The organism is Sphingomonas chungangi (assembly GCF_013778325.1).
GTDB classification, from domain to species: Bacteria; Pseudomonadota; Alphaproteobacteria; order Sphingomonadales; family Sphingomonadaceae; genus Solisphingomonas; species Solisphingomonas chungangi.
This window is the reverse complement of the sequence record NZ_JACEIB010000001.1, coordinates 54,870-74,831: the sequence shown is the minus strand read 5'-3', so window position 1 is coordinate 74,831 and position 19,962 is coordinate 54,870. Positions and strand designations below refer to the sequence as shown.

General features: G+C 69.7%; 18 protein-coding genes. 11 read left to right on the top strand and 7 right to left on the bottom strand.

The window, feature by feature from the left end:
• Nucleotides 1–13 precede the first annotated feature (13 nt).
• Both HZF05_RS00325 and HZF05_RS00320 read left to right on the top strand, forming a co-directional pair.
• Nucleotides 14–430 carry a hypothetical protein gene (locus tag HZF05_RS00325; protein WP_160364646.1) on the top strand — a complete coding sequence of 139 codons (417 nt, stop codon included), beginning with the start codon at nt 14–16 and terminating at the stop codon, nt 428–430.
• Entirely contained in the window at nt 427–1,974 is a 1,548-nt protein-coding gene (locus HZF05_RS00320) for a lipopolysaccharide biosynthesis protein (RefSeq protein WP_160364645.1), read from the top strand. The genes HZF05_RS00325 and HZF05_RS00320 overlap by 4 nt, the downstream gene beginning before the upstream one ends.
• A gap of 108 nt (nt 1,975–2,082) precedes the next feature.
• Here the strand turns inward: HZF05_RS00320 and purH are convergent, their stop codons facing one another.
• From purH to HZF05_RS00300, 4 genes are read right to left on the bottom strand one after another with little or no spacing between them, the layout of a single operon-like run.
• Nucleotides 2,083–3,672: a bifunctional phosphoribosylaminoimidazolecarboxamide formyltransferase/IMP cyclohydrolase gene (gene purH / locus HZF05_RS00315; RefSeq protein WP_160364644.1), complete on the bottom strand. Its 1,590-nt coding sequence runs from the start codon at nt 3,670–3,672 to the stop codon at nt 2,083–2,085.
• A 13-nt stretch (nt 3,673–3,685) separates the two neighbouring features.
• Nucleotides 3,686–5,437, bottom strand: a complete 1,752-nt coding sequence (locus HZF05_RS00310) for a heparinase II/III family protein (RefSeq protein WP_160364643.1) — start codon at nt 5,435–5,437, stop codon at nt 3,686–3,688.
• Nucleotides 5,438–5,439: 2 nt separating this feature from the next.
• Nucleotides 5,440–6,102, bottom strand: a complete 663-nt coding sequence (gene rpe, locus HZF05_RS00305) for a ribulose-phosphate 3-epimerase (protein WP_425505596.1) — start codon at nt 6,100–6,102, stop codon at nt 5,440–5,442.
• Nucleotides 6,103–6,136: 34 nt separating this feature from the next.
• Nucleotides 6,137–7,432, bottom strand: coding sequence for an RsmB/NOP family class I SAM-dependent RNA methyltransferase (locus HZF05_RS00300; RefSeq protein ID WP_160364642.1), 1,296 nt, complete (start codon nt 7,430–7,432; stop codon nt 6,137–6,139).
• Here HZF05_RS00300 and HZF05_RS00295 point away from each other — a divergent pair.
• The gene (locus HZF05_RS00295; protein WP_160364641.1) at nt 7,431–7,613 is read left to right on the top strand and encodes a DUF1674 domain-containing protein; all 183 of its coding nucleotides are present in this window, start codon (nt 7,431–7,433) and stop codon (nt 7,611–7,613) included. The two genes, HZF05_RS00300 and HZF05_RS00295, sit on opposite strands and share 2 nt — an antisense overlap.
• Here HZF05_RS00295 and HZF05_RS00290 read toward each other — a convergent pair whose 3' ends face one another.
• Complete coding sequence (locus tag HZF05_RS00290) at nt 7,614–8,600, bottom strand: NAD(P)H-dependent glycerol-3-phosphate dehydrogenase (protein ID WP_160364640.1); 987 nt, start codon at nt 8,598–8,600, stop codon at nt 7,614–7,616.
• The gene (tsaD, locus tag HZF05_RS00285; protein WP_160364639.1) at nt 8,597–9,631 is read right to left on the bottom strand and encodes a tRNA (adenosine(37)-N6)-threonylcarbamoyltransferase complex transferase subunit TsaD; all 1,035 of its coding nucleotides are present in this window, start codon (nt 9,629–9,631) and stop codon (nt 8,597–8,599) included. Before tsaD ends, HZF05_RS00290 begins: the two co-directional genes overlap by 4 nt.
• 45 nt (nt 9,632–9,676) lie before the next feature.
• Here tsaD and hemC point away from each other — a divergent pair, with 45 nt between their 5' ends.
• The 8 genes from hemC to HZF05_RS00245 all read left to right on the top strand — a co-directional run bounded on the left by hemC (nt 9,677) and on the right by HZF05_RS00245 (nt 18,173).
• Nucleotides 9,677–10,579, top strand: a complete 903-nt coding sequence (gene hemC / locus HZF05_RS00280; protein WP_160364638.1) for a hydroxymethylbilane synthase — start codon at nt 9,677–9,679, stop codon at nt 10,577–10,579.
• Nucleotides 10,576–11,247: a uroporphyrinogen-III synthase gene (locus HZF05_RS00275; RefSeq protein ID WP_220129645.1), complete on the top strand. Its 672-nt coding sequence runs from the start codon at nt 10,576–10,578 to the stop codon at nt 11,245–11,247. Before hemC ends, HZF05_RS00275 begins: the two co-directional genes overlap by 4 nt.
• Nucleotides 11,248–11,264: 17 nt before the next feature.
• Entirely contained in the window at nt 11,265–12,203 is a 939-nt protein-coding gene (locus HZF05_RS00270) for a hypothetical protein (protein ID WP_160364637.1), read from the top strand.
• Nucleotides 12,204–12,271: 68 nt separating this feature from the next.
• Complete coding sequence (locus tag HZF05_RS00265; protein WP_246331441.1) at nt 12,272–13,672, top strand: glycosyl transferase family protein; 1,401 nt, start codon at nt 12,272–12,274, stop codon at nt 13,670–13,672.
• On the top strand, nt 13,669–14,730 hold the full coding sequence (locus tag HZF05_RS00260) for a hypothetical protein (protein ID WP_160364636.1): 1,062 nt from the start codon (nt 13,669–13,671) through the stop codon (nt 14,728–14,730). Before HZF05_RS00265 ends, HZF05_RS00260 begins: the two co-directional genes overlap by 4 nt.
• 33 nt (nt 14,731–14,763) lie before the next feature.
• Nucleotides 14,764–15,678, top strand: coding sequence for a sulfite exporter TauE/SafE family protein (locus HZF05_RS00255; RefSeq protein ID WP_160364635.1), 915 nt, complete (start codon nt 14,764–14,766; stop codon nt 15,676–15,678).
• Nucleotides 15,675–16,427 carry a TIGR02186 family protein gene (locus HZF05_RS00250; RefSeq protein ID WP_160364634.1) on the top strand — a complete coding sequence of 251 codons (753 nt, stop codon included), beginning with the start codon at nt 15,675–15,677 and terminating at the stop codon, nt 16,425–16,427. The genes HZF05_RS00255 and HZF05_RS00250 overlap by 4 nt, the downstream gene beginning before the upstream one ends.
• Before the next feature lie 69 nt (nt 16,428–16,496).
• Complete coding sequence (locus tag HZF05_RS00245) at nt 16,497–18,173, top strand: ATP-binding protein (RefSeq protein ID WP_160364633.1); 1,677 nt, start codon at nt 16,497–16,499, stop codon at nt 18,171–18,173.
• A gap of 148 nt (nt 18,174–18,321) precedes the next feature.
• Here HZF05_RS00245 and HZF05_RS00240 read toward each other — a convergent pair whose 3' ends face one another.
• On the bottom strand, nt 18,322–19,764 hold the full coding sequence (locus HZF05_RS00240) for a M23 family metallopeptidase (protein ID WP_246331440.1): 1,443 nt from the start codon (nt 19,762–19,764) through the stop codon (nt 18,322–18,324).
• Between the last annotated feature and the right edge of the window lie 198 nt (nt 19,765–19,962).

Genomic DNA, 19,962 nt, shown 5'->3' with positions numbered 1-19,962 from the left:
TTCGAACCCGCCGATGGACGAAGGAGGCGTCTTTCTCGCCAAGACCACAGGCCGCACCGAATATGTCATGGGTCTCGACGAGGCCGGGTTGGCGCCCGCCAACGCGATCACCGTCGGCGGCGTCATGCGCGTGAAGCTGTCTTCCGTCCGCCAGCTCAGCGGCAAGCCGCGCGCGGAACCGCCGCATGCAGTCTACATCACGATGGCGAGCGGCCGACCGGCATGGGCCGGCACGATTCTGGTGCGCACGCGGATGCACGGCCTATCCGATTCCTTCAACGACCCTCATCTCGCCAGCGCCGAATGGACCGAGATCCATCATAGCTGCCTGGATCAGGATGCCGTCGAAGACTGGAACGCCTCGGCGCTCTTCGGTGAGCCGGACAAAAAAGGTATCCGCTGCCTGAGCGCCCGAAAGGTATCGCGTTGAGCGCGCGCAAGGATCAGGACGGCCCCGGAGACATCGCAGCGCTCGCCAAGGGGGGACGGACCAACTTCCTCGGTTTCCTGCTGCGGCTGGCCGCGCGCCTGCCCTTCCTGTTCATCGCCGGGCGCTGGTATGGCGCAGCGGTGCTGGGGCGCTTCGCCTATGCCACGATCATCGTCGAGTTCGCCGCGCAGCTCGCCACGCTCGGGCTGAAGCGCGGCCTCGCGCAGCAGCTTTCCACCACCGAGCGGCCGCACGTCCATGTGGTGTGGGACGGAATCCTCGTCGGCTTCATCGTCTCGGTCGTCGCGTCGGGCGTGCTGATGATGTGGCCGATCCTGCTCTTTCCGAACTCCGAAGTGAACGGGTTCGACTGGCTGCTGCCGCTCACCGTCTTCGCCTGGACGGGATCGGACATCGCGCTCGCCGGCCTCGCCTATCGCGGCAATATCGGCGCGACCGTCACGGCGCGCTCGCTGATCGAGCCGTGGGCGATCAGCATCGCCGCCTTCGGCTTCGCTTTCTACTCGCTGCGCGACGGCCTGATCCTTTCCTACGCCATCTCGGCCATCGCCGCGCTCGCCGCCTCGATCTGGCCGCTGCTGCGCGAATACGGCCCGCCGCGCGGTTGGTCGCCCGAACCGTCGCAGATCCTCAAGATGATGAAGAAGAACCTGCCGCTGGCGGGTGCCGACGCGATCGAATGGGGTTCGCGGCGGCTCGACATCGCCTTGCTCGGCCTGTTCTTCTCGCCGGCGATCGTCGGCATCTATTATGTCGCGCAGCAGGTCGCGAGCCTGCCGCAGAAGCTCAAGACCAGCTTCGATCCGATCCTCGGGCCGGTGATCACCCAGAATCTCGCCGAGGACAACAAGGCGGCGGTGGCCAAGCAGGTGCGGCAGGTCGGCTTCTGGATCATCGCCGCGCAGGTCGGCATCGCGCTGGCGCTGGGCATCCCCGGCGAGGCGGTGATGGGGCTGGTCGGCCCGAAGTTCGTCGGCGGCACCGGCGCGCTTGCGGTCTTACTGGCGGCCGAGGCGATCGCGGCGACCGCCGTGGTGAGCGAGGCGGCGCTGATCTACATCGCCGCCAAGCGGAACCTCGCCATCTCGGTGGCGATGATCGTCGGGCAGACGATCCTGTCGGTGATCCTCGTCCACCTGTTCCGCCACGCGCTGCCGCCGCTGGTCGACTGGGGATGGATCGATCCGCGCCCCGATCCCAGGGACGACGCCATCGCGGCCGCCGGCCCCGCGATCGCGCTGATGATCATGCTAGGCGCGGCGTCGATCGCGAAATCGAACCTGCTTGCAAAGCTGCTCGGCCATCCGGTCTCGGGCTGGCGCTGGGCGCTGCTGCCGGCGGTCGCGGCGGGAACGGTGGTGGGCGTGGCCTTCACCTGGACGCCCGAGTGGGTGGAATTGGCGATCGGCGTCGCCGCGATCCTCGCCGCTTATGGCGCGGTGATCTGGTATCGCGGCTTCGGTGCCGAGGATCGGATGCTATTCAGCCTGAAACCGGGTGAGGACGCTCCGCAAGCCGCATAAACCCGTTCGCACTGAGCCTGTCGAAGTGCGTGCCAAGCAGGACATCGCCTGCTGCACGTCCTTCGACTACGCTCAGGACGAACGGAGTTCCTGCGGGCGAGCGCAGGCTCAATGCCGGAAGTGCCGCATTCCGGTGAACACCATCGCGAGGCCGGCCTCGTCGGCGGCGGCGATCACCTCCTCGTCGCGGATCGATCCGCCCGGCTGGATCACCGCCGTGGCGCCCGCCTCGACCGCCGCCAGCAGCCCGTCGGCGAAGGGGAAGAAGGCGTCCGAGGCGACCGCCGATCCGATCGTGCGCGGCTCGGCCCAGCCCGCTTTCTCGGCGGCGTCCCTGGCCTTCCACGCGGCGATGCGTGCGGATTCGAGGCGATTCATCTGGCCCGCGCCTACACCTGCCGTAGATCCGCCCCTGGCATAGACGATGGCGTTCGATTTGACGTGCTTGGCCACCGTCCAGGCGAAGAGGCAATCCTCCAGCTCCTGTGTGGTCGGCTCGCGCTTCGTCACCACCTTGAGGTCGTCGTGGCCGATGCGGCCATTGTCGCGCGACTGGACGAGCATGCCGCCCGCGATGGTCTTCAGCGTCAGGCCGGGCCGCGCCGGATCGGGCAGCTCGCCGGTGAGCAGCAGGCGCAGATTCTTCTTCTTCGCGAACACCGCCTTGGCGGCACCGTCAGCGGACGGCGCCGCAACCACCTCGGTGAAGATGCCCGAGATCGCTTCCGCCGTCGGCCCGTCGAGCGGGCGGTTGACGGCGATGATGCCGCCGAAGGCCGAGACGCTGTCGCATGCCAGCGCCGCCTCATAGGCCTCGACCAAGGTCGCGCCGGTGGCGACGCCGCAAGGGTTGGCATGCTTGACGATCACCACGGTCGGCGGGCCGTCGCGGAATTCGCTCACCAGCTCCAGCGCCGCGTCGGCGTCGTTGTAATTGTTGTAGCTGAGTTCCTTGCCCTGCACCTGTTCGGCCTGCGCGATGCCGCGGGCCGAGGGGCCGAGCGGCAGATAGAGCGCGGCCTTCTGGTGCGGATTCTCGCCGTAGCGCAGCTCCGCGCCCTTCTTGAGCGGCACCGAGAGCGAGGCCGGGAATCCCTCGCCCTGATCGGCGAAAGCGAACCAGCTTGAGATCGTCGCGTCGTAAGCGGCCGTGGCGGCAAACGCCTTGGCGGCGAGTCTGCGGCGCAGATCGAGCGTGGTGGCGCCGTCGTTGACGTCCAGCTCCGCGATGATCATGGCGTAATCGGCCGGATCGGTCGCGATCGCGACATAATGGTGGTTCTTCGCAGCGGAGCGCACCATCGAGGGGCCACCGATATCGATGTTCTCGATGATCTCGTCACGCTCGGCGCCCTTGGCGACCGTCTGCGCGAAGGGATAGAGGTTCACCACCACCAGATCGATCGGGGCGATGCCGTGCTCCACCATGGCCTGCGCGTGCTCCGCATCGTCGCGCACCGCGAGCAGACCGCCGTGGACCATCGGGTGCAGCGTCTTGACGCGGCCGTCCATCATCTCGGGAAAGCCGGTATGCTCGGACACGTCCTTCACGGTGAGGCCCGCATCGCGCAGCGCCCTGGCGGTGCCGCCAGTGGACAGCAATTCGACGCCATGGCGGGCGAGCGCCTGCCCCAGTTCCACAAGCCCCGCCTTGTCGGACACCGACAGGAGCGCCCGGGTGATCTTCACGTTCGACATGGTGTGTTCCCGATTAGCCGGCGCGTTTCAGCGCCCATGAGATGCTGGTGCCGCCGGCCGGCGTCTCGCCGGTGACGACGAGCTGGCTGGTCGAGGCGGGGCGGCCGTCGCCATCGATCCAGATGCTTTCCTCGATCGACAGCGCGCCACCCCGGCAGCGGAACTGCCAGAGCGGGCCGCCATCGACGCGCAGCAGCGCGCCGAGGCCGTCGGCGGTGGCGGTCGGCTCCACGCCCGGCGCGAGGTGGAAGCGCAGCGCGAAGGTGATAAGGCCGTTCGACTTGCGCGATCCGGAGGGCAGCAGTACGTCCTCGCCGCCCAACTCGCGGCCGTCGGCCGCGAGGGCCAGCTTGCGGCGATGCTGCAGACCCAGGCGGCGGACATAGCCGTCGTGCGTGCCTTCGATGCGGCTCGCCGTCTCTTCCTCGCGGCGATCGAGCTCGACCAGCGTCACGCCCTTGCCGAGCGAGCCGTCGGTGTGGATCGCGGTGGAATTGCTGTCCGCTAGCACCAGCGTCGAATGTGCGGCGCTGGTGCGCAGCGCCTCGGTGATCGCATGGGGTAGCGCGCCCCACGGCTTGTCGCCGCCGCAATTGACGATGATCCGCTGCGGTCCGTCCGAAAGCTCGAACGCCAGCGTCGAGGCGCAGCCGCCCCGCGCGAGGCGCGAGGCCGGCGGCGGCGCGCAATCGGCCACCACCACGGTCGCGCCGCCCGAAAGCCGCTGGAAACCCCATTCGCGCGACTGGCGCAGCGGCCGCGTGCGGATGCCTGAGGCCGCCACCGCGCGCGCGACACGCTCCGGCGTCAGGCCGCAGCCGCCCTGCCAGCTGGAGAGCGCGCCGTCGCCCATCGTCACACCGAGCAGCACCGGCACCGCCTTGGCGAGCGCATGGGCCACCGGCGTCGGCGGCTCGCGGCGCCGTTCCTCATAGACCGCCAGCAACTGCGCCAGCAGCTCGATCAGCTCGACCATCTCCACCGGCGAGCGGCTGACGATGCCGCCGTCCGGATGGACGCCGGTGCCCAGCGCCTTGGCGATGCCCTGCTCGCCATGGATCAGGCGCGGGTCGCCGCCGGGAATCAGCAGGCCCGCCGCGATGGTGCCGGCATAGGCCGCGATCCGGGGCAGGCCGATCGGCGCCTTGTCGGCGGTGCGATCGAGATGCCGCGCGCCCCGCGCCAGCGTGTTGAGCACGGTCGAGCGATAGACGAGGTCGCTGGAGGACAGGATCAACGGCGCATGCGCGGCCCAGTTGAGGATGCGGCGGCCCCAAAGGTCGGGCCGCCAGCCGGCCTCGTCCACCGCCTCGCCATGACGTGTCAGCCAGCGCTTCATCAGCCCTTCGGCATAAGGCGCGCTGTCGAGCCTCGTGCCAGCGGCGGCGAGATCGCGCAGCCAGGCGAAACTCTGCAGGTGATCGGCGAAGCCCGCCGGCCGGCCGGATGCCGCGAAATCGAGCGTCGCGGTGTCGGCGCGCTGGCGGCCGAGCGTCACCTCGCCGTCCATGATGTCGAGCCCCGCCTCGCGATCGCCGGGGATCGGATCGCGCGGCACACCGAGCAGCTTGAGCGGGAAGCGCCCGCGCAACCGGAAGCTGTGGAAGGGCGTGTTCCAGGTCAGCCGATTGAAATGCGCCGCCAGCCGCTCGGCGAGGCTCTGGCCCTTGTCGTCGCCGACGCGGATCAGGCGGCGGCCGGGCTCGATGCCGTCCTCGGCCGGGAGCGGCTCGGGGCCTTTCTCGATCCGGCGGGCGACGACCATATCTACTGACCCCTCAACGCGCGGATGTTGGCGGCATAGCGATCCGGCCCGCCCTTGAAGGTTGCGCTGCCCGCGACCAGCGCGTCGGCCCCCGCCTCGACGCAGAGCTTCGCCGTCTCGGCATCGACGCCGCCGTCGACCTCGAGATCGATGTCGCGGCCGGTGGCGTCGATCATCGCGCGCACCCGCTCGATCTTCCTGAGCTGCGAATGGATGAAGCTCTGCCCGCCGAAACCGGGGTTCACCGACATGATCAGCACCAGGTCGATCGTGTCGAGCAGGTAGTCGAGCGCGTCCTCGTTGGTGGCGGGGCAGAGCACCACGCCCGCCTGCTTGCCGAGCGCCTTGATGGTCTGGACGGTGCGGTGGATGTGCGGGCCGGCCTCGGGGTGCACGGTGATGTGATCGGCGCCGGCCTCGGCGAAGGCCTCCAGATAGGGATCGATCGGCGCGATCATCAGGTGGACGTCGAACGGCTTGGCCGTGTGCGGGCGCAGCGCCTTCACCACCGCCGGGCCGATCGTGATGTTCGGCACGAAATGGCCGTCCATGACATCGACATGGATCCAGTCGGCGCCGGCCGCGTCGATGGCGCGCACCTCTTCGCCAAGCCGAGCGAAATCGGCGGACAAGATGGACGGAGCGATACGAACGGGTTTCAACACGGTTAAAGCGCGTAGCCGGAAGCGGGGTCGCGCTTCAAGAGTCTCGACGCCAGCGGGCGATGAAGAAACCGTCGCACCCGCCGACCTGCGCCAGCGAACCGGGCGGGATGCGGAGGAAGCCCTGGTCGTTGGGGGCGAGGCCGGTGGGCAGTTCCTCCGGCCGGACGGGATCGATCGCGAAGCCCTGCGCGGAGAACGTGGAGGCCACGCCCTCCCCCTCCCGCGGCTCCAGCGAGCAGACGGCGTAAACGAGCACACCGCCGGGCTTCACCCACTGCCCCGCGCGCGCCAGCATCGCAGCTTGCACCTCGGCCAGTTCGGCGATGGCGCGCGGGCGGACGCGGTGGAGCACGTCGGGATGCCGGCGGAAGATGCCGGTCGCCGAACAGGGCGCATCGAGGAGCACCGCGTCAGCGGGCGCCTGCGGTTGCCATTGCATCACATCGGCTTCGACCAGATCGGCAGAGAGATTCATGCGGGCCAGATTCTCGGAAAGTCGTCCGAGACGCTTGGCCGCCATCTCGACCGCCGTTACCCGCCAACCGCTTGCGGCAAGCTGGAGTGTCTTCCCGCCCGGCGCGGCGCAGAGATCGAGCGCGGCACCATCCCCTCGCCCGATCAGGCGCGCAGGCAGCGAGGCGGAGAGATCCTGCACCCACCAGGCACCTTCCTCGAAACCCGGCAAGCCGGTCACGTCGGCATTGTCGAGACGGAGATGGCCCGGCATCAGGCTGGTCGCGCCGAGCTTTCCCGCCCATTCTTCTGTGGCAGAGGGATCGGCCAGTGTCAGATCGAGCGGCGGCCGGTCGGAGAAGCTGGCGCGCGCCGCCTCCGCAGCCTCCTCGCCCCATGCCGCCGACCAGCGCTCCGCCACGTCCGGCAGCAGGTGCGGCGGCTCGGGCAAGGTCGCGCCACTCCGCATCAGCGTGCCGAACACGCCATGGACCAATCGGCGCGGGCCGCCGTCGACCAGCGGCAGCGCGGTCGCGATCGCGGCGTGCGGGGGTGTGCCGAGCGCCAGCGCCTGCACCAGCGCGATGCGCAGCGCGAAGCGGGCCTTGGCATCGTCCGGCAGCACGCGGTCGGTCGTCTCGTCGATCAGCGCGTCGAGATCGGGCAGGCGGCGCAGCACCTCGGACGCGATGGCGCGCGCCAGCCCGCGATCGGACGGATTGGGCAGGCCGTTCGCCGCCCCCAAAGCCGCCTCCAGCGGCAAACCCTGGCGCAGCACCGCATCGAGCAGCTTGAGCGCCGCTCGGCGCGCGGGCGTGCCGGGCGGATCGGGTTCGGCTTGCACTTTGCCGGTGGGGCGCCGATCTGGTTTCCTCATGACGACACGCAAACCCGGCGAGCGCCCCGCGCATGTGAAGGCCCCGGCGCACCTTTCGCCCAGCCCGCCCGTGCCCGAGCCGCGGGAAGTCCCACCGCCTCCGCCCGAAGGCAATGGCGAACGCCGCGAACCCACACGCTACGGCGACTGGGAGAAGAAGGGCATCGCGATCGATTTCTGATCATGCGCGGTGCTCGGCGCCGAGCGGGCGGGTGAGCAGGCGCTCGACGACGGCGCCGACTGCGGCCTCACCGGCGAGCAGCGCGCAGACCGCATCGGCGATCGGCATTTCGACGCCGGCTGCCCGCGCCGCCTCGACGAGTACCGGTGCGGTGGCGGCCCCCTCGGCGACGGTGCGGCGGTCGGACAGCAGATCGTGCGCCGACCGGCCCTGCCCCAGTCCGACGCCCAGCGAAAAATTGCGTGAGCTGGTCGACGAGCAGGTCAGCACCAGATCGCCCAGCCCCGACAGGCCCGCCAGCGTCTCCGGCCGTGCGCCGCGCGCCATGCCGAAGCGGGTCATCTCCGCAAAGCCGCGCGCGATCAGCGCGGCGCGGGCATTCTGGCCGAGCCCCGCGCCCTCGACCACGCCGCAGGCGATCGCCAGCACGTTCTTCACCGCGCCGCCGATCTCGGCCCCGGAAAGGTCGGTCGAGACGTAGGGGCGGAAGGTCGGCCGGGCGATCAGCGCGGCGAGCGCCTTGGCGCGATCTTCGTCCTCCGCCGCCAAGGTGATCGCGGTCGGCAGGCCCGCCGCCACCTCGTGCGCGAAGGTCGGGCCGGAGAGCACCGCGATCGGCGAATAGGGATGCGCCTCCTGCGCCACCTCGTGGAGCAGCTTGTGCGTACCCGCCTCGATGCCCTTGGCGCAGAGGATCAGCGGTTGCGCATGCTGGCTCAAGTCGGCCAGCACCACTCGCATATGTTGCGCGGGCGTGACCACCAGCACCGCCTCGCCTTCTGCGACCCATGACAGATCGTTCGTAGCTCGAATCAGGGGGGAGAGCGCGATGCCGGGCAGAAACATGGAATTTTCGTGATGATCGTTGATCGCCGCAATGACCTCGGGTTCGCGCGCCCAGAGAAGCACCTCGCGACTGCCGCTCGCGATCACCTGCGCCAGCGCCGTGCCCCAAGCCCCGCCGCCAATAACACCGATCGGCTTCATGCCTTCACTCCTGCTCCACGCGCCTTTTCGGCATCGGGGTCGAGCGGCCAGCGCGCGCGCGCTGGCGTATCGAGCGGATCGTTCGCGCCGGCGCGGAAGCGCTCCAGCCCCGCCCACGCGATCATCGCCGCATTGTCCGTGCAGAGCCAGAGGGGAGGCGCCGAGAAAGGCAGTCCATATTGCGACGCCAGCGCCTCCAGCGCGCCACGCACCGCCTTGTTGGCCGCGACGCCGCCCGCAACGACCAATGCCGTGGCGCCGTCGATCGAATCGAGCGCGCGCCGTGTGCGATCGATCAGGCAGTCCACCACTGCCTGCTGGAACGAGGCGGCGATGTCTTCCGACTTGTGGATGCCGGCGTCGCGGGCGCGCAGCACCGCGCTCTTCAGACCCGCGAAGGAGAAATGCGGTTCGGCGGTGCCGACCAGCGGACGCGGAAGCGGCACCGCCTTCGGATCGCCCGACAGCGCCGCGCGCTCCACTGCCGGCCCGCCGGGGAAGCCGAGACCGAGCAGCTTGGCGGTCTTGTCGAAGGCCTCGCCCGCCGCATCATCGATCGTGGTGGCAAGTCGGCGATAGCGCCCGACCCCCTCCACGAAGAGCAATTGGCAGTGCCCGCCCGAGGTCAGCAACAGCAGGTACGGGAATTGCAGCCCGCCATCGGCGAGGCGCGGCGACAAAGCGTGGCCCTCCAGATGATTGACCGCGACCAGAGGCTTTCGCGCCGAAAGCGCGATGCCCTTGGCCATAAGCAGCCCCACCATGACGCCGCCGATCAGCCCCGGCCCGGCCGTCGCGGCGATCGCATCGACATCGGCGAGCGTCTTGCCCGCATCGGCCAGCGCCGCCTCGATCAGCGGCCCCAGCGCCTCGACATGCGCGCGTGCCGCGATTTCCGGCACCACCCCGCCGAACGGCGCGTGTGCGGCTTCCTGCCCGGCGAGGCGGTGGGCGAGAATATTGCGATCGCCGTCGACGAGCGCGGCGGCGGTCTCGTCGCAGGAGGATTCGAGTCCGAGGATCAGGGGCATCGCGCGCTTCCCTGCACCGCTTTCACCCTTTAGGGCAAATTTTCGATGACCCTCACCCGCCCCCTCCGCCTCGGTACACGTGGTTCGCCCCTCGCTCTGGTGCAGGCGAACATGGTCGCCGCCGAGTTGCGCCGCGCCCATGGCTGGAACGAGCAAGCGATCGAAATCGTCCCGGTGAAGACGACGGGCGATGTGGTTCAGGACCGCCCGCTCGCCGAGATCGGCGGCAAGGCGCTGTGGACCAAGGAGCTCGATCGCGCGCTGCTGGACGGCGCAATCGACTTCGCCGTCCACTCGATGAAGGATGTCGAGACGATCCGCCCGGAGGCAATCCGGATCGCCGCCATGCTGCCCCGCGCCGACGTGCGCGACCGGCTGATCGGGGCGGAGAGCATCGCGACCTTGCCCCACCGCGCCCGCATCGGCAGCTCCTCTCCGCGCCGCGCCGCACAACTGCGGCACCTGCGGCCCGATGTGTCGATCGTTCCCTTCCGCGGCAATGTCGACACCCGCCTGCGCAAGCTGGCCGAGGGCGAGGCCGACGCCACCCTGCTCGCCGCCGCCGGTCTCGATCGGCTGGCTCGGCCCGATATCGGCGCGCCGATCCCACTCGACGTCATGCTGCCCGCACCGGCGCAAGGCGCGGTCGGCGTCGAAGCGCGGGCAGGCGATGCGGCCACATTCGCCTTGCTGGCAGCGATCGATCACGCCGAAACCCACGGCTGCGTCGCCGCCGAGCGGGCCTTCCTCGCGGCGCTCGGCGCAGACTGCCACTCGCCGGTCGCAGCGTTGGCGACACCGGACGGCAACCTGCGCGCGGAGCTGTTCAGCGAGGACGGCGCCCTCCACATCACCGGCCACCGCCCGTCCGCCGAAGCTGCCGAGCTGGCCGACTGCCTGCTCGATCAGGCTCCCTCGGCGATCCGGAACCTGTTCGCGGGCCGATGATCCGGCCGCTGCTCGTACTCCGCCCCGAGCCGGGCGCCTCCGCCACGGTCGCGGCGGGGCGCATCCTCGGTCTCGACACGATCGCCGCCCCGCTGTTCGCGATCAAACCGATCGGCTGGACGCTGCCGGATTGGCGACCAGAGGCAGTGTTGCTCACCAGCGCCAACGCCGTGCGCCACGGCGGCGCGGCCTTGGCTGCGCTGGCCGATCTGCCGACCTATGCCGTCGGCGCCGCGACAGCGGAGGCTGCGCGAAACGCCGGCTTCACCCGCATCGTCAGCGGTGACGGCGATGTCGAGGTCATCCTCACGCTGGCGCAACGCGATGGCATCCGCTCGCTGCTCCATCCCACCGGGCGCGAGCATCGCGAAGTCGTGCCGGGCGATATCCGCATCGTTCGCCATATTGTCTATGCCGCCCAAGCGGTCGAGGTGCTGCCCGAAGCGGCTCGCGATGCGCTCCCGGACGCTGTCGCCCTCCTCCACTCGTCCCGCGCCGCGCGCCTGTTCGCCGGCTTCGTCGATCCGGCGGGCATCGCGATCGCCGCGATCAGCCCTGCGGTACTGGCCGCCGCCGGCCCCGGCTGGCGGCTCGCCGAAGCCGCCGACCATCCGACCGACGCCTCGCTGCTGGCGGTCGCCGCCAAGCTGTGCAATCACCTGTCCTGATGCAGACGGGTCCGTCCATGGAAAGCGATTACGATCTGGAGGAGCGCCGGTCGCGCACCTGGCTGTGGGTATTGATCGGCCTGCTGATCGCTTTTGCCGGCGGCATGGGCGCGATGGGCTATGCGGTGACGCACGATGCGCGCACCGCCGGCCTGCTGCATCTCGAGCCGATCGCCCAGGCGCAGGCCGAAAAGGCGCAGGCGACCCACGCCGTCGTCCAGCAGGCGCGGCAGATCATCACCCGCCAGGCCGCCGTGACGCCCCCCACACCCTCGCAGGCGCAGATGGCGACGCGCGTCGCGACGCTGGAAGACAAGGTCGACGACATCCAGGCGCAGGCCACCGAAGCGACCGGCGACGCCAGCCGCGCCGAGGGGCTGCTCGTCGCCTTCGCCGCGCGGCGCGCGCTCGATCGCGGTGTGGAGCTCGGCTATATCGAAGGTCTGCTCCGCCAGCGCTTCGGCGGCACCCAGCCGCAAGCGGTGGCGACCATCCTGTCCGCCGCGCATCAGCCGGTGACGCTCGCCGACCTACAGAACGGCCTCGATGCGATCGCGCCGACGCTGGCGGCCGGCGGCTCGCCCAAAACGAGCTGGTGGCAATCCTTCCGCAACGAGCTTTCGGGCATGGTGGTGGTGCGCCGCGCCGGCGAGCCCTCCGCCCAGCCGGCCGATCGCGTGACACGCGCGCAACGCATGCTGGAAGCCGGCCAGGTCGATACCGCGCTCGCGGAGATCGTGCGCCTGTCCGATCACAGCGCCGCCGACGGCTGGATCGTCGCGGCGCGGCGCTATCTCGCCGGGCGCGGCGCGCTCGACCAGATCGAGACGGCCGCCCTGCTCGATCCCGCGACCTCGGCCGGCGCTCCCCGCCCGGCGCCTGCGCAGACGCAAGCCCCGGTGAAAGTTCCTGGGGTCGCATCCGTTCACCCCGCAACGGCGAAGGCAACGGACTGAATTAGACCAAGAAGGAGTCGACACGACCCGCGCCTCGGCTAACGTCCCCGTAACGACAGGGGGCTGTCTTGGCAGGGTTCGATCCGATTCTCGCGTTGGAGGATTGCGCGCGCGAGCTGCTGCTGTTCGCTGCCGTCGGCTTCCTGATCGGCGGGATCGACGACTTGCTGGTCGACCTGATCTGGTTCGGCCGGACGCTGTGGCGGCGGATCGCAATCTACAGCCGACACGATAGGGCCACGGCGGCGAGCCTTCCCTTGCCCGCCGATCCCGGCCGCCTCGCCCTCTTCGTCGCCGCCTGGCAGGAGGAGACGGTGATCGGCGCGATGGTGGAAACGGCGCTCGCCCGGCTGCGCCATCCCGATTGGCGGCTCTATATCGGCTGCTATCCCAACGATCCCGGCACGGTGGCCGCGATCGAGCAGGCGGCGCGGGGCGACCCCCATGTCCGCGTCGTGGTCGGCGACAGGCCCGGCCCGACGACCAAGGCGGGCTGTCTCAACTGGATCTGGCAGGCAATGCTGGCAGAAGAGGCGGAAGCCGGCATGCCTGTGAAGGCCGTGGTGCTGCACGACGCCGAGGATATCGTCCATGCCGACGAGCTCGGCGTCTATGACGCGCTGATCGAGCGCTTCGCGCTGGTGCAGATCCCCGTCCACGCGCTGCCCGTGCGTGGCTTCGGGCGCTGGGCCGAGCTGGTGTCCGGCCATTATTGCGGCGAGTTCGCGGAGGCGCACGGCAAGCAGGTAGTCGTACGCGAGGCGGTCGGCGCGGCGGTGCCATCGGCCGGTGTCGGCTGCGCCATCGCGCGGCGCGTGCTCGCGACCATCGCCGAGGGGCATGACGGCCCCTTCGATCCCGACAGCCTCACCGAGGATTACGAACTCGGCCTGCGTATCGGCGCGATGGGCGAACGTGGCGCGCTCATCCGTCTGCCTGCCGCCGACGGGCACGGCATGGTCGCGGTCCACGCCTGCTTCCCGCACACGCTGATGGGCTCCGTCCGGCAGAAATCGCGCTGGATCACCGGCATTTCTCTCGCCGGATGGGACCGCCTCGGCTGGCGGGGCGGGATCGCCGAGCATTGGATGCGGCTGCGCGACCGCCGGGCGCTGCTCGCGGCCATCGTGCTGGCGGCTGCCTATGCCGCAATGCCGCTATGGGCCATCGCCCGGGCCGCGGCGTTATTCACCCATCGGCCGATGGATGTCAGCATGCCGCTGCCGATGACGATCGCCAGCGCCTTGCTTCTCGGCTGGCGAATCGTCCTGCGCGCGGCGATCACCGGCCGATCGCACGGACGGCGGATGGCGGCGCTGACGCCGGTCCATATGCTGATCGGCAATGTCGTCGCGATGCTGGCGGCATGGCGCGCGCTCGGCCTCTATGCCGGGCTCGTGCGCCACGGCCGGCTGCGCTGGGACAAGACCGCGCACGTCTTCCCCGCCTCGGGCACGGCGGCGCCTTGAGCGGATCGCTCTCCCGTGCCGCGCCGGTCCGCTTCCTGATCGCGGTGGCGGCGGTGTGGACGACGGGGCGTGGTGTCGCGCTGTTCGGCTGGGGGCCGCCTTCAACGCTGCCATCCCAGCCTCGCCGCATCGTCGCGAACATGCCGACCGTTCCCTCGCTGCTGGCCAGGAGGTCTCCACCCCTCTTCCAGGGGTTGGCGCGCCGGCCCTTCCCGTTCCTGCTGCGGACAGCGTATCGCGCTCCAGTCCCATCGGTGATCTCGCCAATGTGGCGGAGCGCGAGCGAGCCTCTGCGATCGCTCGCCGACGAGGATTATCGCGCCAGCCAGTTGCTGATGCTGGCCGCCTACTCGTCCGGCTCGGGCCGTATCTACCGTCGATCGAGCGGCTTGTCCGAAGCGGCCGCCAGCGTCGGCCAGCCTTCGGACAAGCGCTTCTCCGGCTCGGCCTGGGCGTTCCTGCGCGGCGGCGGGCGGGCCAACAGCCTCTCGCCCGGCCAGATCGGCGGCGGGCAGTCCGGCGCGCGCATCCTCTACCGGATCGACAGGCATCTGTCGGCGGCGGCGCGCATATCGACCGCGATCGGCGGCGCGCGGCAGACCGAGGCGGCGATCGGGTTCGACTGGAAGCCGATCGACGCGCTGCCGATCCACCTGATGGCGGAACGTCGCATCGCGATCGACAGAGGCGGCCGCAACGCCTGGACGCTGGGCGCGGCCGGCGGCGTCGACGATGTCCGCATCGCGCCGGGCTGGCGGCTCGACGCCTATGGCGAGGCGGGCGCGGTCGGCGCGCGCAGGCGGGATCTTTACGCCGACGGCGCGGCGCGGATCGCCCGTGCGATCGATCTCGGCGGCGGCAAGTCGCTCGCGATCGGTGGCGGCGCGTGGGGCGCGGCGCAGCCCGGCGCCTCCCGGCTCGACATCGGCCCGTCGGTGGTGCTGCGCCTGCCGGTGGAGCGCCATGCCGTCGCCGTCGCGCTCGACTGGCGCGAGCGGGTGCTGGGCCACGACAACCCCGGATCGGGGCCGGCGCTGACGATCGCCACCGACTTCTAGCCCTCGGGCGCGCAATGGGTTAGCCCTGTTCCCATGCACATCTACCTGCCCATCGCCGGACTATCGGTGAACATGCTGGTGATCGTGCTGCTCGGCGGCGGCGTCGGGTTGCTGTCCGGCATGTTTGGGGTGGGCGGCGGGTTCCTGACCACGCCCCTCCTCATCTTCTACGGCATCCCGCCCACCGTCGCGGTCGCGTCCTCCGCCACCCAGATCACCGGCGCCAGCGTGTCGGGCGTGCTCGCGCAGATGCGGCGCAACGGCGTCGACTTCCAGATGGGCGGCGTCATGGTCGCGGGCGGCATCCTCGGCTCGGGGCTCGGCGTACTGCTGTTCCGGCTGCTCGAGCGGCTGGGTCAGATCGATACCGTGATCTCGCTCACATACGTGCTGATGCTGGGATCGATCGGCGGGCTGATGGCGCGCGAGTCGATCGCGACGATTCTTGCCCAGCGGCGTGGCGAGAAACCGCGGCGCATGGCCCGGCGCCATAATCCGCTGATCGCGATGCTGCCGGGGCGCTACCGTTTCTATCGTTCGGGTCTCTATATCTCCCCGCTCGCGCCCTTCCTGCTCGGCGTGCTGACTGGCGTGCTCACCGTCAGCCTCGGCGTCGGCGGCGGCTTCGTGATGGTGCCGGCGATGATCTACCTGCTCGGCATGGCCGCGCAGGTGGTGGTGGGCACCTCGCTCTTCCAGATCCTGTTCGTCACCGCCGCGACCACGCTGATCCATGCCGTCACCACCGAGGCGGTCGATATCGTGCTGGCGCTCCTCCTGCTGGTCGGATCGGCGACGGGCGCGCAGATCGGCAGCCGCTTCGCGATGACGATGAAGCCCGAATATCTCCGCCTGATGCTGGCGCTGATCGTGCTGGCGGTGGCGGTGCGCATGGCGATCGGGCTGACGTGGCGGCCAGGCGAACTCTACAGCGTGGAGCTGGGATGAGGCAGCGCCTTGCAGCGCTCGCCGCCCTTCTCTGCCTGGGCGCCGCCAAGCCGGTGCTGGTGCCAGACGTCTCCGACAGCCAGGTGCAGATCGTCTACAGCTTCACCGGCGCCGAACTGCTGCTGTTCGGCGCGATCCTCTATCCTCACGGCCGCCAGCCCGATCACCCCGCCGATGTCGCGGTGGTGCTCAAGGGGCCGACCCAGTCGATCCTGGTGCGCGAGAAGCAGAAGGTCGCCGGCATGTGGCTGAACGCGGACAGCGCGCGCTTCCGCTCCGCCCCCACCTTCTATGCGATCGCCAGTTCGCGGCCTCTCAGCCAGCTGGTCGACCAGCGCACGGCCGCCATCTACGAGCTTGGGCTGGACAGTCTCCAGATGTCCCCCGCCTCGGGCGCCGAGCCCGCCGAACAAGCGCGCTTCGAGAACGGGCTGGTCGATCTCAAGCGCCGATCGGGCCTCTACGTGGAAGACAGCCATGGCGTCGCGATCCGCGAGGGCGCGCTCTATCGAGCCCAGATCGCCATCCCCGCCCGCGTGCCGGTGGGCCGCTACGTCGCAGAGACCTTCCTGATCCAGGACGGCAAGGTGGTGGCCGGTGCGGTGCGCGAGGTCGACATCGGCAAGGAGGGGTTCGAGCGCTTCGTGACGCTGGCCGCACACCATTGGCCCTTCACGTACGGCCTTGTCGCGGTGGCTCTTTCGCTCGCCATCGGCTGGGGCGCGGGCGCGCTGTTTCGGCGGAATTAACCCTTCTCTCAGTCATTTCTTTACCCATGCCCGGCTAGACGTCGTCCTTCCGAGGGGAAAGGAACAAGCGTGGACGGATTGGCTTGGCGCGGTTTTGCCGAGGAGACTGCCGCGCCGGCGGCAGCGGAGCCCCGCCGCGATTCCCCGCTGACCGAGATCGGCTTCGTGCTGGACGTGGGCGGCGGCTCGGCCCGCGTGATCTTCGACGCGCGCGCCATCCAGCGCCTGCATGACGGGGCCGACACGGGCGGCGGCATCGCGCTGGCCGGCGAGGTCGGCAGCCAGATCAAGATGCGCTGCGGCGATCTGTGGCTGGCCGCCAACGTCCGCTCGCTGGCGCTCGAACGCGGCGACGGTGACCGCATCGCCGCCGAGATCGACTTCCTGGGCGAAGGCCGGATCTGCCCGACCACCGGCAAGATGCTGGAATTCCGCCGTGGCGTGACACGCTACCCGATGCCGGGCGTGTCGGTCTATCCGGCGGGCCATGCCGACATGATGCAGATCTTCGCCGCCGAGGATCGCCCGCATATCGAGATCGGCACCGTCTATCCGACATCCGACGTGCGCGGATCGCTTTATATCGATTCGCTGCTCGGCCGCCATTTCGCGCTGGTCGGCTCCACCGGCACCGGCAAGTCGACCAGCCTCGCCCTCATCCTCCATCGCATCTGCGAGATGGCGCCGCAGGGCCATGTCGTCATGATCGATCCGCACGGCGAATATCCGGCGGCGTTCGAGGGCTATGGCGAGCTGTTCGACGTCGAGAACCTCCAGCTCCCCTATTGGCTGCTCACCTTCGAGGAGCATGCCGAGGTGATGCTCAACACCGAAGGCGCCGAGCGCCAGCGCGACATGGACGTGCTCGCCAAGTGCCTGCTCGCCGCGCGTCAGAAGAGCCGCGCCGCCGAGGGTCTCAGCAAGGTCACGGTCGACAGCCCGATCCCCTATCTGCTGTCCGACCTGCTCAACTTCATCGTCACCGACATGGGCAAGCTCGATCGCGCCGGCGACACCAGCTCGCACATGCGGCTGAAGACCAAGATCGAGGAGCTGCGCGCCGATCCGCGTTACGGCTTCATGTTCTCCGGCATGCTGGTGGCGGACACGATGGCGGCGACGATCGCCCGCCTGTTCCGCCTGCCGACCGGCGGCAAGCCGATCTCGATCATCGACGTGTCGGGCGTGCCCTCCGAGATCACGTCGGTGGTGGTCGCGCTGCTGAGCCGCCTCGTCTTCGATTACGCGATCTGGTCCCGCCACGAGACGCCGCGTCCGATCCTGCTCGTCTGTGAGGAGGCGCACCGCTATATCCCGTCCGATCGCGTGCCGGGCCAGTCGGCGGTGCGGCGCGTTCTCGAGCGGATCGCCAAGGAAGGGCGTAAATACGGCGTCTCGCTGGGCCTGATCACACAGCGTCCATCGGACCTTGCGGAGGGCGTGCTTTCCCAGTGCGGCACGATCATCGCGATGCGCCTCAACAACGAGCGCGACCAGGCGCATGTGAAGGCGGCGATGCCCGAAGGCGCTCGCGGCTTCATGGAGACGATCCCGGCGCTCCGCAACCGCGAGTGCGTGGTGTGCGGCGAGGGCGCCTCGATCCCGATGCGCATCGCCTTCGACAATCTCGAGGAGAACAAGCGCCCGGCGTCGGGCGATCCGCTCTTCTCCGTGCTGTGGAAGAACCAGGGCGGCGAGGCGGAGATGATCAACCGCGTCATCGCGCGCTGGCGCAAGGGGAGGTAATTCTTGCAACAAGAGCACCGTTCGCCCTGAGGGGGGACTGAGCGAAGTCGAAGGCCCGTCTCGAAAGGTGTTGCGCGAGAGCGTACTTCGAGACGCCGCTTCGACGAGCTCAGCGGCTCCTCAGCACGAACGGTTGGAGTGACGGGGCTCAGCCCTTGGCCAGAACTTTCGCCCGCGCCGTCTGCGCGCCGCCGCCAACGGGCAGCCCCGCCAGCCTTCCCATCATCGCCTTGAACTTCGCGAGCGCGCCGCCGCCGATCCGCTGAGTCATTTCGAAGCTGGCGCTCGCCGGATCGATCACCTGGCCGCCCCGATAGACCTCGAAATGGCAGTGCGGCCCGGTCGAGAGGCCGGTCGATCCGACATAGCCGATCAACTCGCCCTGTTGGACCGCCTCGCCCGGCCGCACGATGAAGCGGCTCATGTGGCCGTAACCGGTGCCCATCCCGCCGTCGTGCGCGAGCTGGACGAAGTTGCCGTGGCCGCCATGCCAGCCGGCGAAGCGCACCACGCCGTCCGCCGCCGCGACGATCGGCGTGCCGTAGGGCGCGGCGAGATCGACGCCCTGGTGCATCCGGCTGAAGCCGAGGATCGGGTGGAAGCGCATCCCGAAGCCCGAGGACATGCGCGCGCCCGACACCGGCATGGTGAAGCCGTCGCGCCGCTCGCCCTCTCCGCTCGCGTCGAACCACTGCTCGCGCCCGCCGAGCGTCCAGCGCGCCAGCCGCAGCGTCTCGCCCTGGTGGACGATGCCGGCATAGAGCAGGCGCCCGGTCTGTACCTCGCCGGTGGCGGCGCGCCTGTGCTCGAACGCCATGTCGAAGCGGTCCGACGCCATGATGTCGTCGATCGGCATGCGCGGCGCGATCGCCTTGATGTAATCGGCCACCACCGAAGGCGAGGCGCCGGCATTCCGTTCGGCCTCGTAGAGGCTCGTTCCGATCGCGCCGGTCAGCCGCATGGGCGTGTCGTCCACCGCGATCGGCTGGCGCCGGAGGGTGAGCGCGCCGTTCACGCGGGTCAGGCTCAGCGCGAGATCGAAGCGAGCACGGAAGGTGAGGGCGTCGAGCGGACGATCCGCCGCGCGGCTCGGGCGGCGGCCGAGCGTGATGGCGAGCCTGGTGCCCGCCGCGATATCCGACAGCGGCACTGCGCCGGCGACGAGGCTCGCGGCCTTGACGGCATCGTCATGGGCCGCGCCCTCGCGCTCCAGCACACGGGCGAGGCCGTCGCCGAGGCCGATGGCGGACTGAATGTCGAGCTCGGGCCGCTCGGGGGTCGAGGTCAGCGGCTGCGCGCGATCGGTCGGCGCGAGGCGGCGGCCAGTATCCGCGCCATAGGCGATCGGTGCGATCGAGAGCGAGCGCATCTCGTCATACTGTGCCGATGCCATGGCGGCAGGCACGGGGACGGTCAGCGGCTCGATGCCGGGCGCCAGCCAGATCGTCCCGCCGATCAGCGCGCCCAGCGTGCCGAGCCCGCGAAACCATTCACCGGTGCCGATGCGCGAGCCGAGATCGACGACGAGATCGACGGTCGCGAAGCTCCGGCGCGGTTTGGGCGCGGCGCGGCCGAAGCCGGACGGACTCAAGGCGATCGCCCCTGCGCCGCCCGTTCCAAACCCGTGCTCCTCGCGCTGGTACAAAGCGCTCCGTCCCCTTTTCGATGAAGCGGCGATTCTGCCCCAACAGGGTTAAGGTCAAGTTGACCCTCCCTATGGTGCGTCGAACGATTCGGGGAATGCGACGAAGCGAATCCCTCTGTGACTCAAGGACTCTTGCCTTCGCAC

Excerpts from the sequence above, each read along its gene's own strand:
- HZF05_RS00325 (WP_160364646.1), top strand. The coding sequence starts at position 14 with ATGGACGAAGGAGGCGTCTTTCTCGCCAAGACCACAGGCCGCACCGAA.
- purH (WP_160364644.1), bottom strand. The coding sequence starts at position 3,672 with ATGTCGAACGTGAAGATCACCCGGGCGCTCCTGTCGGTGTCCGACAAG.
- HZF05_RS00310 (WP_160364643.1), bottom strand. The coding sequence starts at position 5,437 with ATGGTCGTCGCCCGCCGGATCGAGAAAGGCCCCGAGCCGCTCCCGGCC.
- HZF05_RS00295 (WP_160364641.1), top strand. The coding sequence starts at position 7,431 with ATGACGACACGCAAACCCGGCGAGCGCCCCGCGCATGTGAAGGCCCCG.
- HZF05_RS00300 (WP_160364642.1), bottom strand. The coding sequence starts at position 7,432 with ATGAGGAAACCAGATCGGCGCCCCACCGGCAAAGTGCAAGCCGAACCC.
- HZF05_RS00290 (WP_160364640.1), bottom strand. The coding sequence starts at position 8,600 with ATGAAGCCGATCGGTGTTATTGGCGGCGGGGCTTGGGGCACGGCGCTG.
- tsaD (WP_160364639.1), bottom strand. The coding sequence starts at position 9,631 with ATGCCCCTGATCCTCGGACTCGAATCCTCCTGCGACGAGACCGCCGCC.
- hemC (WP_160364638.1), top strand. The coding sequence starts at position 9,677 with ATGACCCTCACCCGCCCCCTCCGCCTCGGTACACGTGGTTCGCCCCTC.
- HZF05_RS00275 (WP_220129645.1), top strand. The coding sequence starts at position 10,576 with ATGATCCGGCCGCTGCTCGTACTCCGCCCCGAGCCGGGCGCCTCCGCC.
- HZF05_RS00270 (WP_160364637.1), top strand. The coding sequence starts at position 11,265 with ATGGAAAGCGATTACGATCTGGAGGAGCGCCGGTCGCGCACCTGGCTG.
- HZF05_RS00255 (WP_160364635.1), top strand. The coding sequence starts at position 14,764 with ATGCACATCTACCTGCCCATCGCCGGACTATCGGTGAACATGCTGGTG.
- HZF05_RS00250 (WP_160364634.1), top strand. The coding sequence starts at position 15,675 with ATGAGGCAGCGCCTTGCAGCGCTCGCCGCCCTTCTCTGCCTGGGCGCC.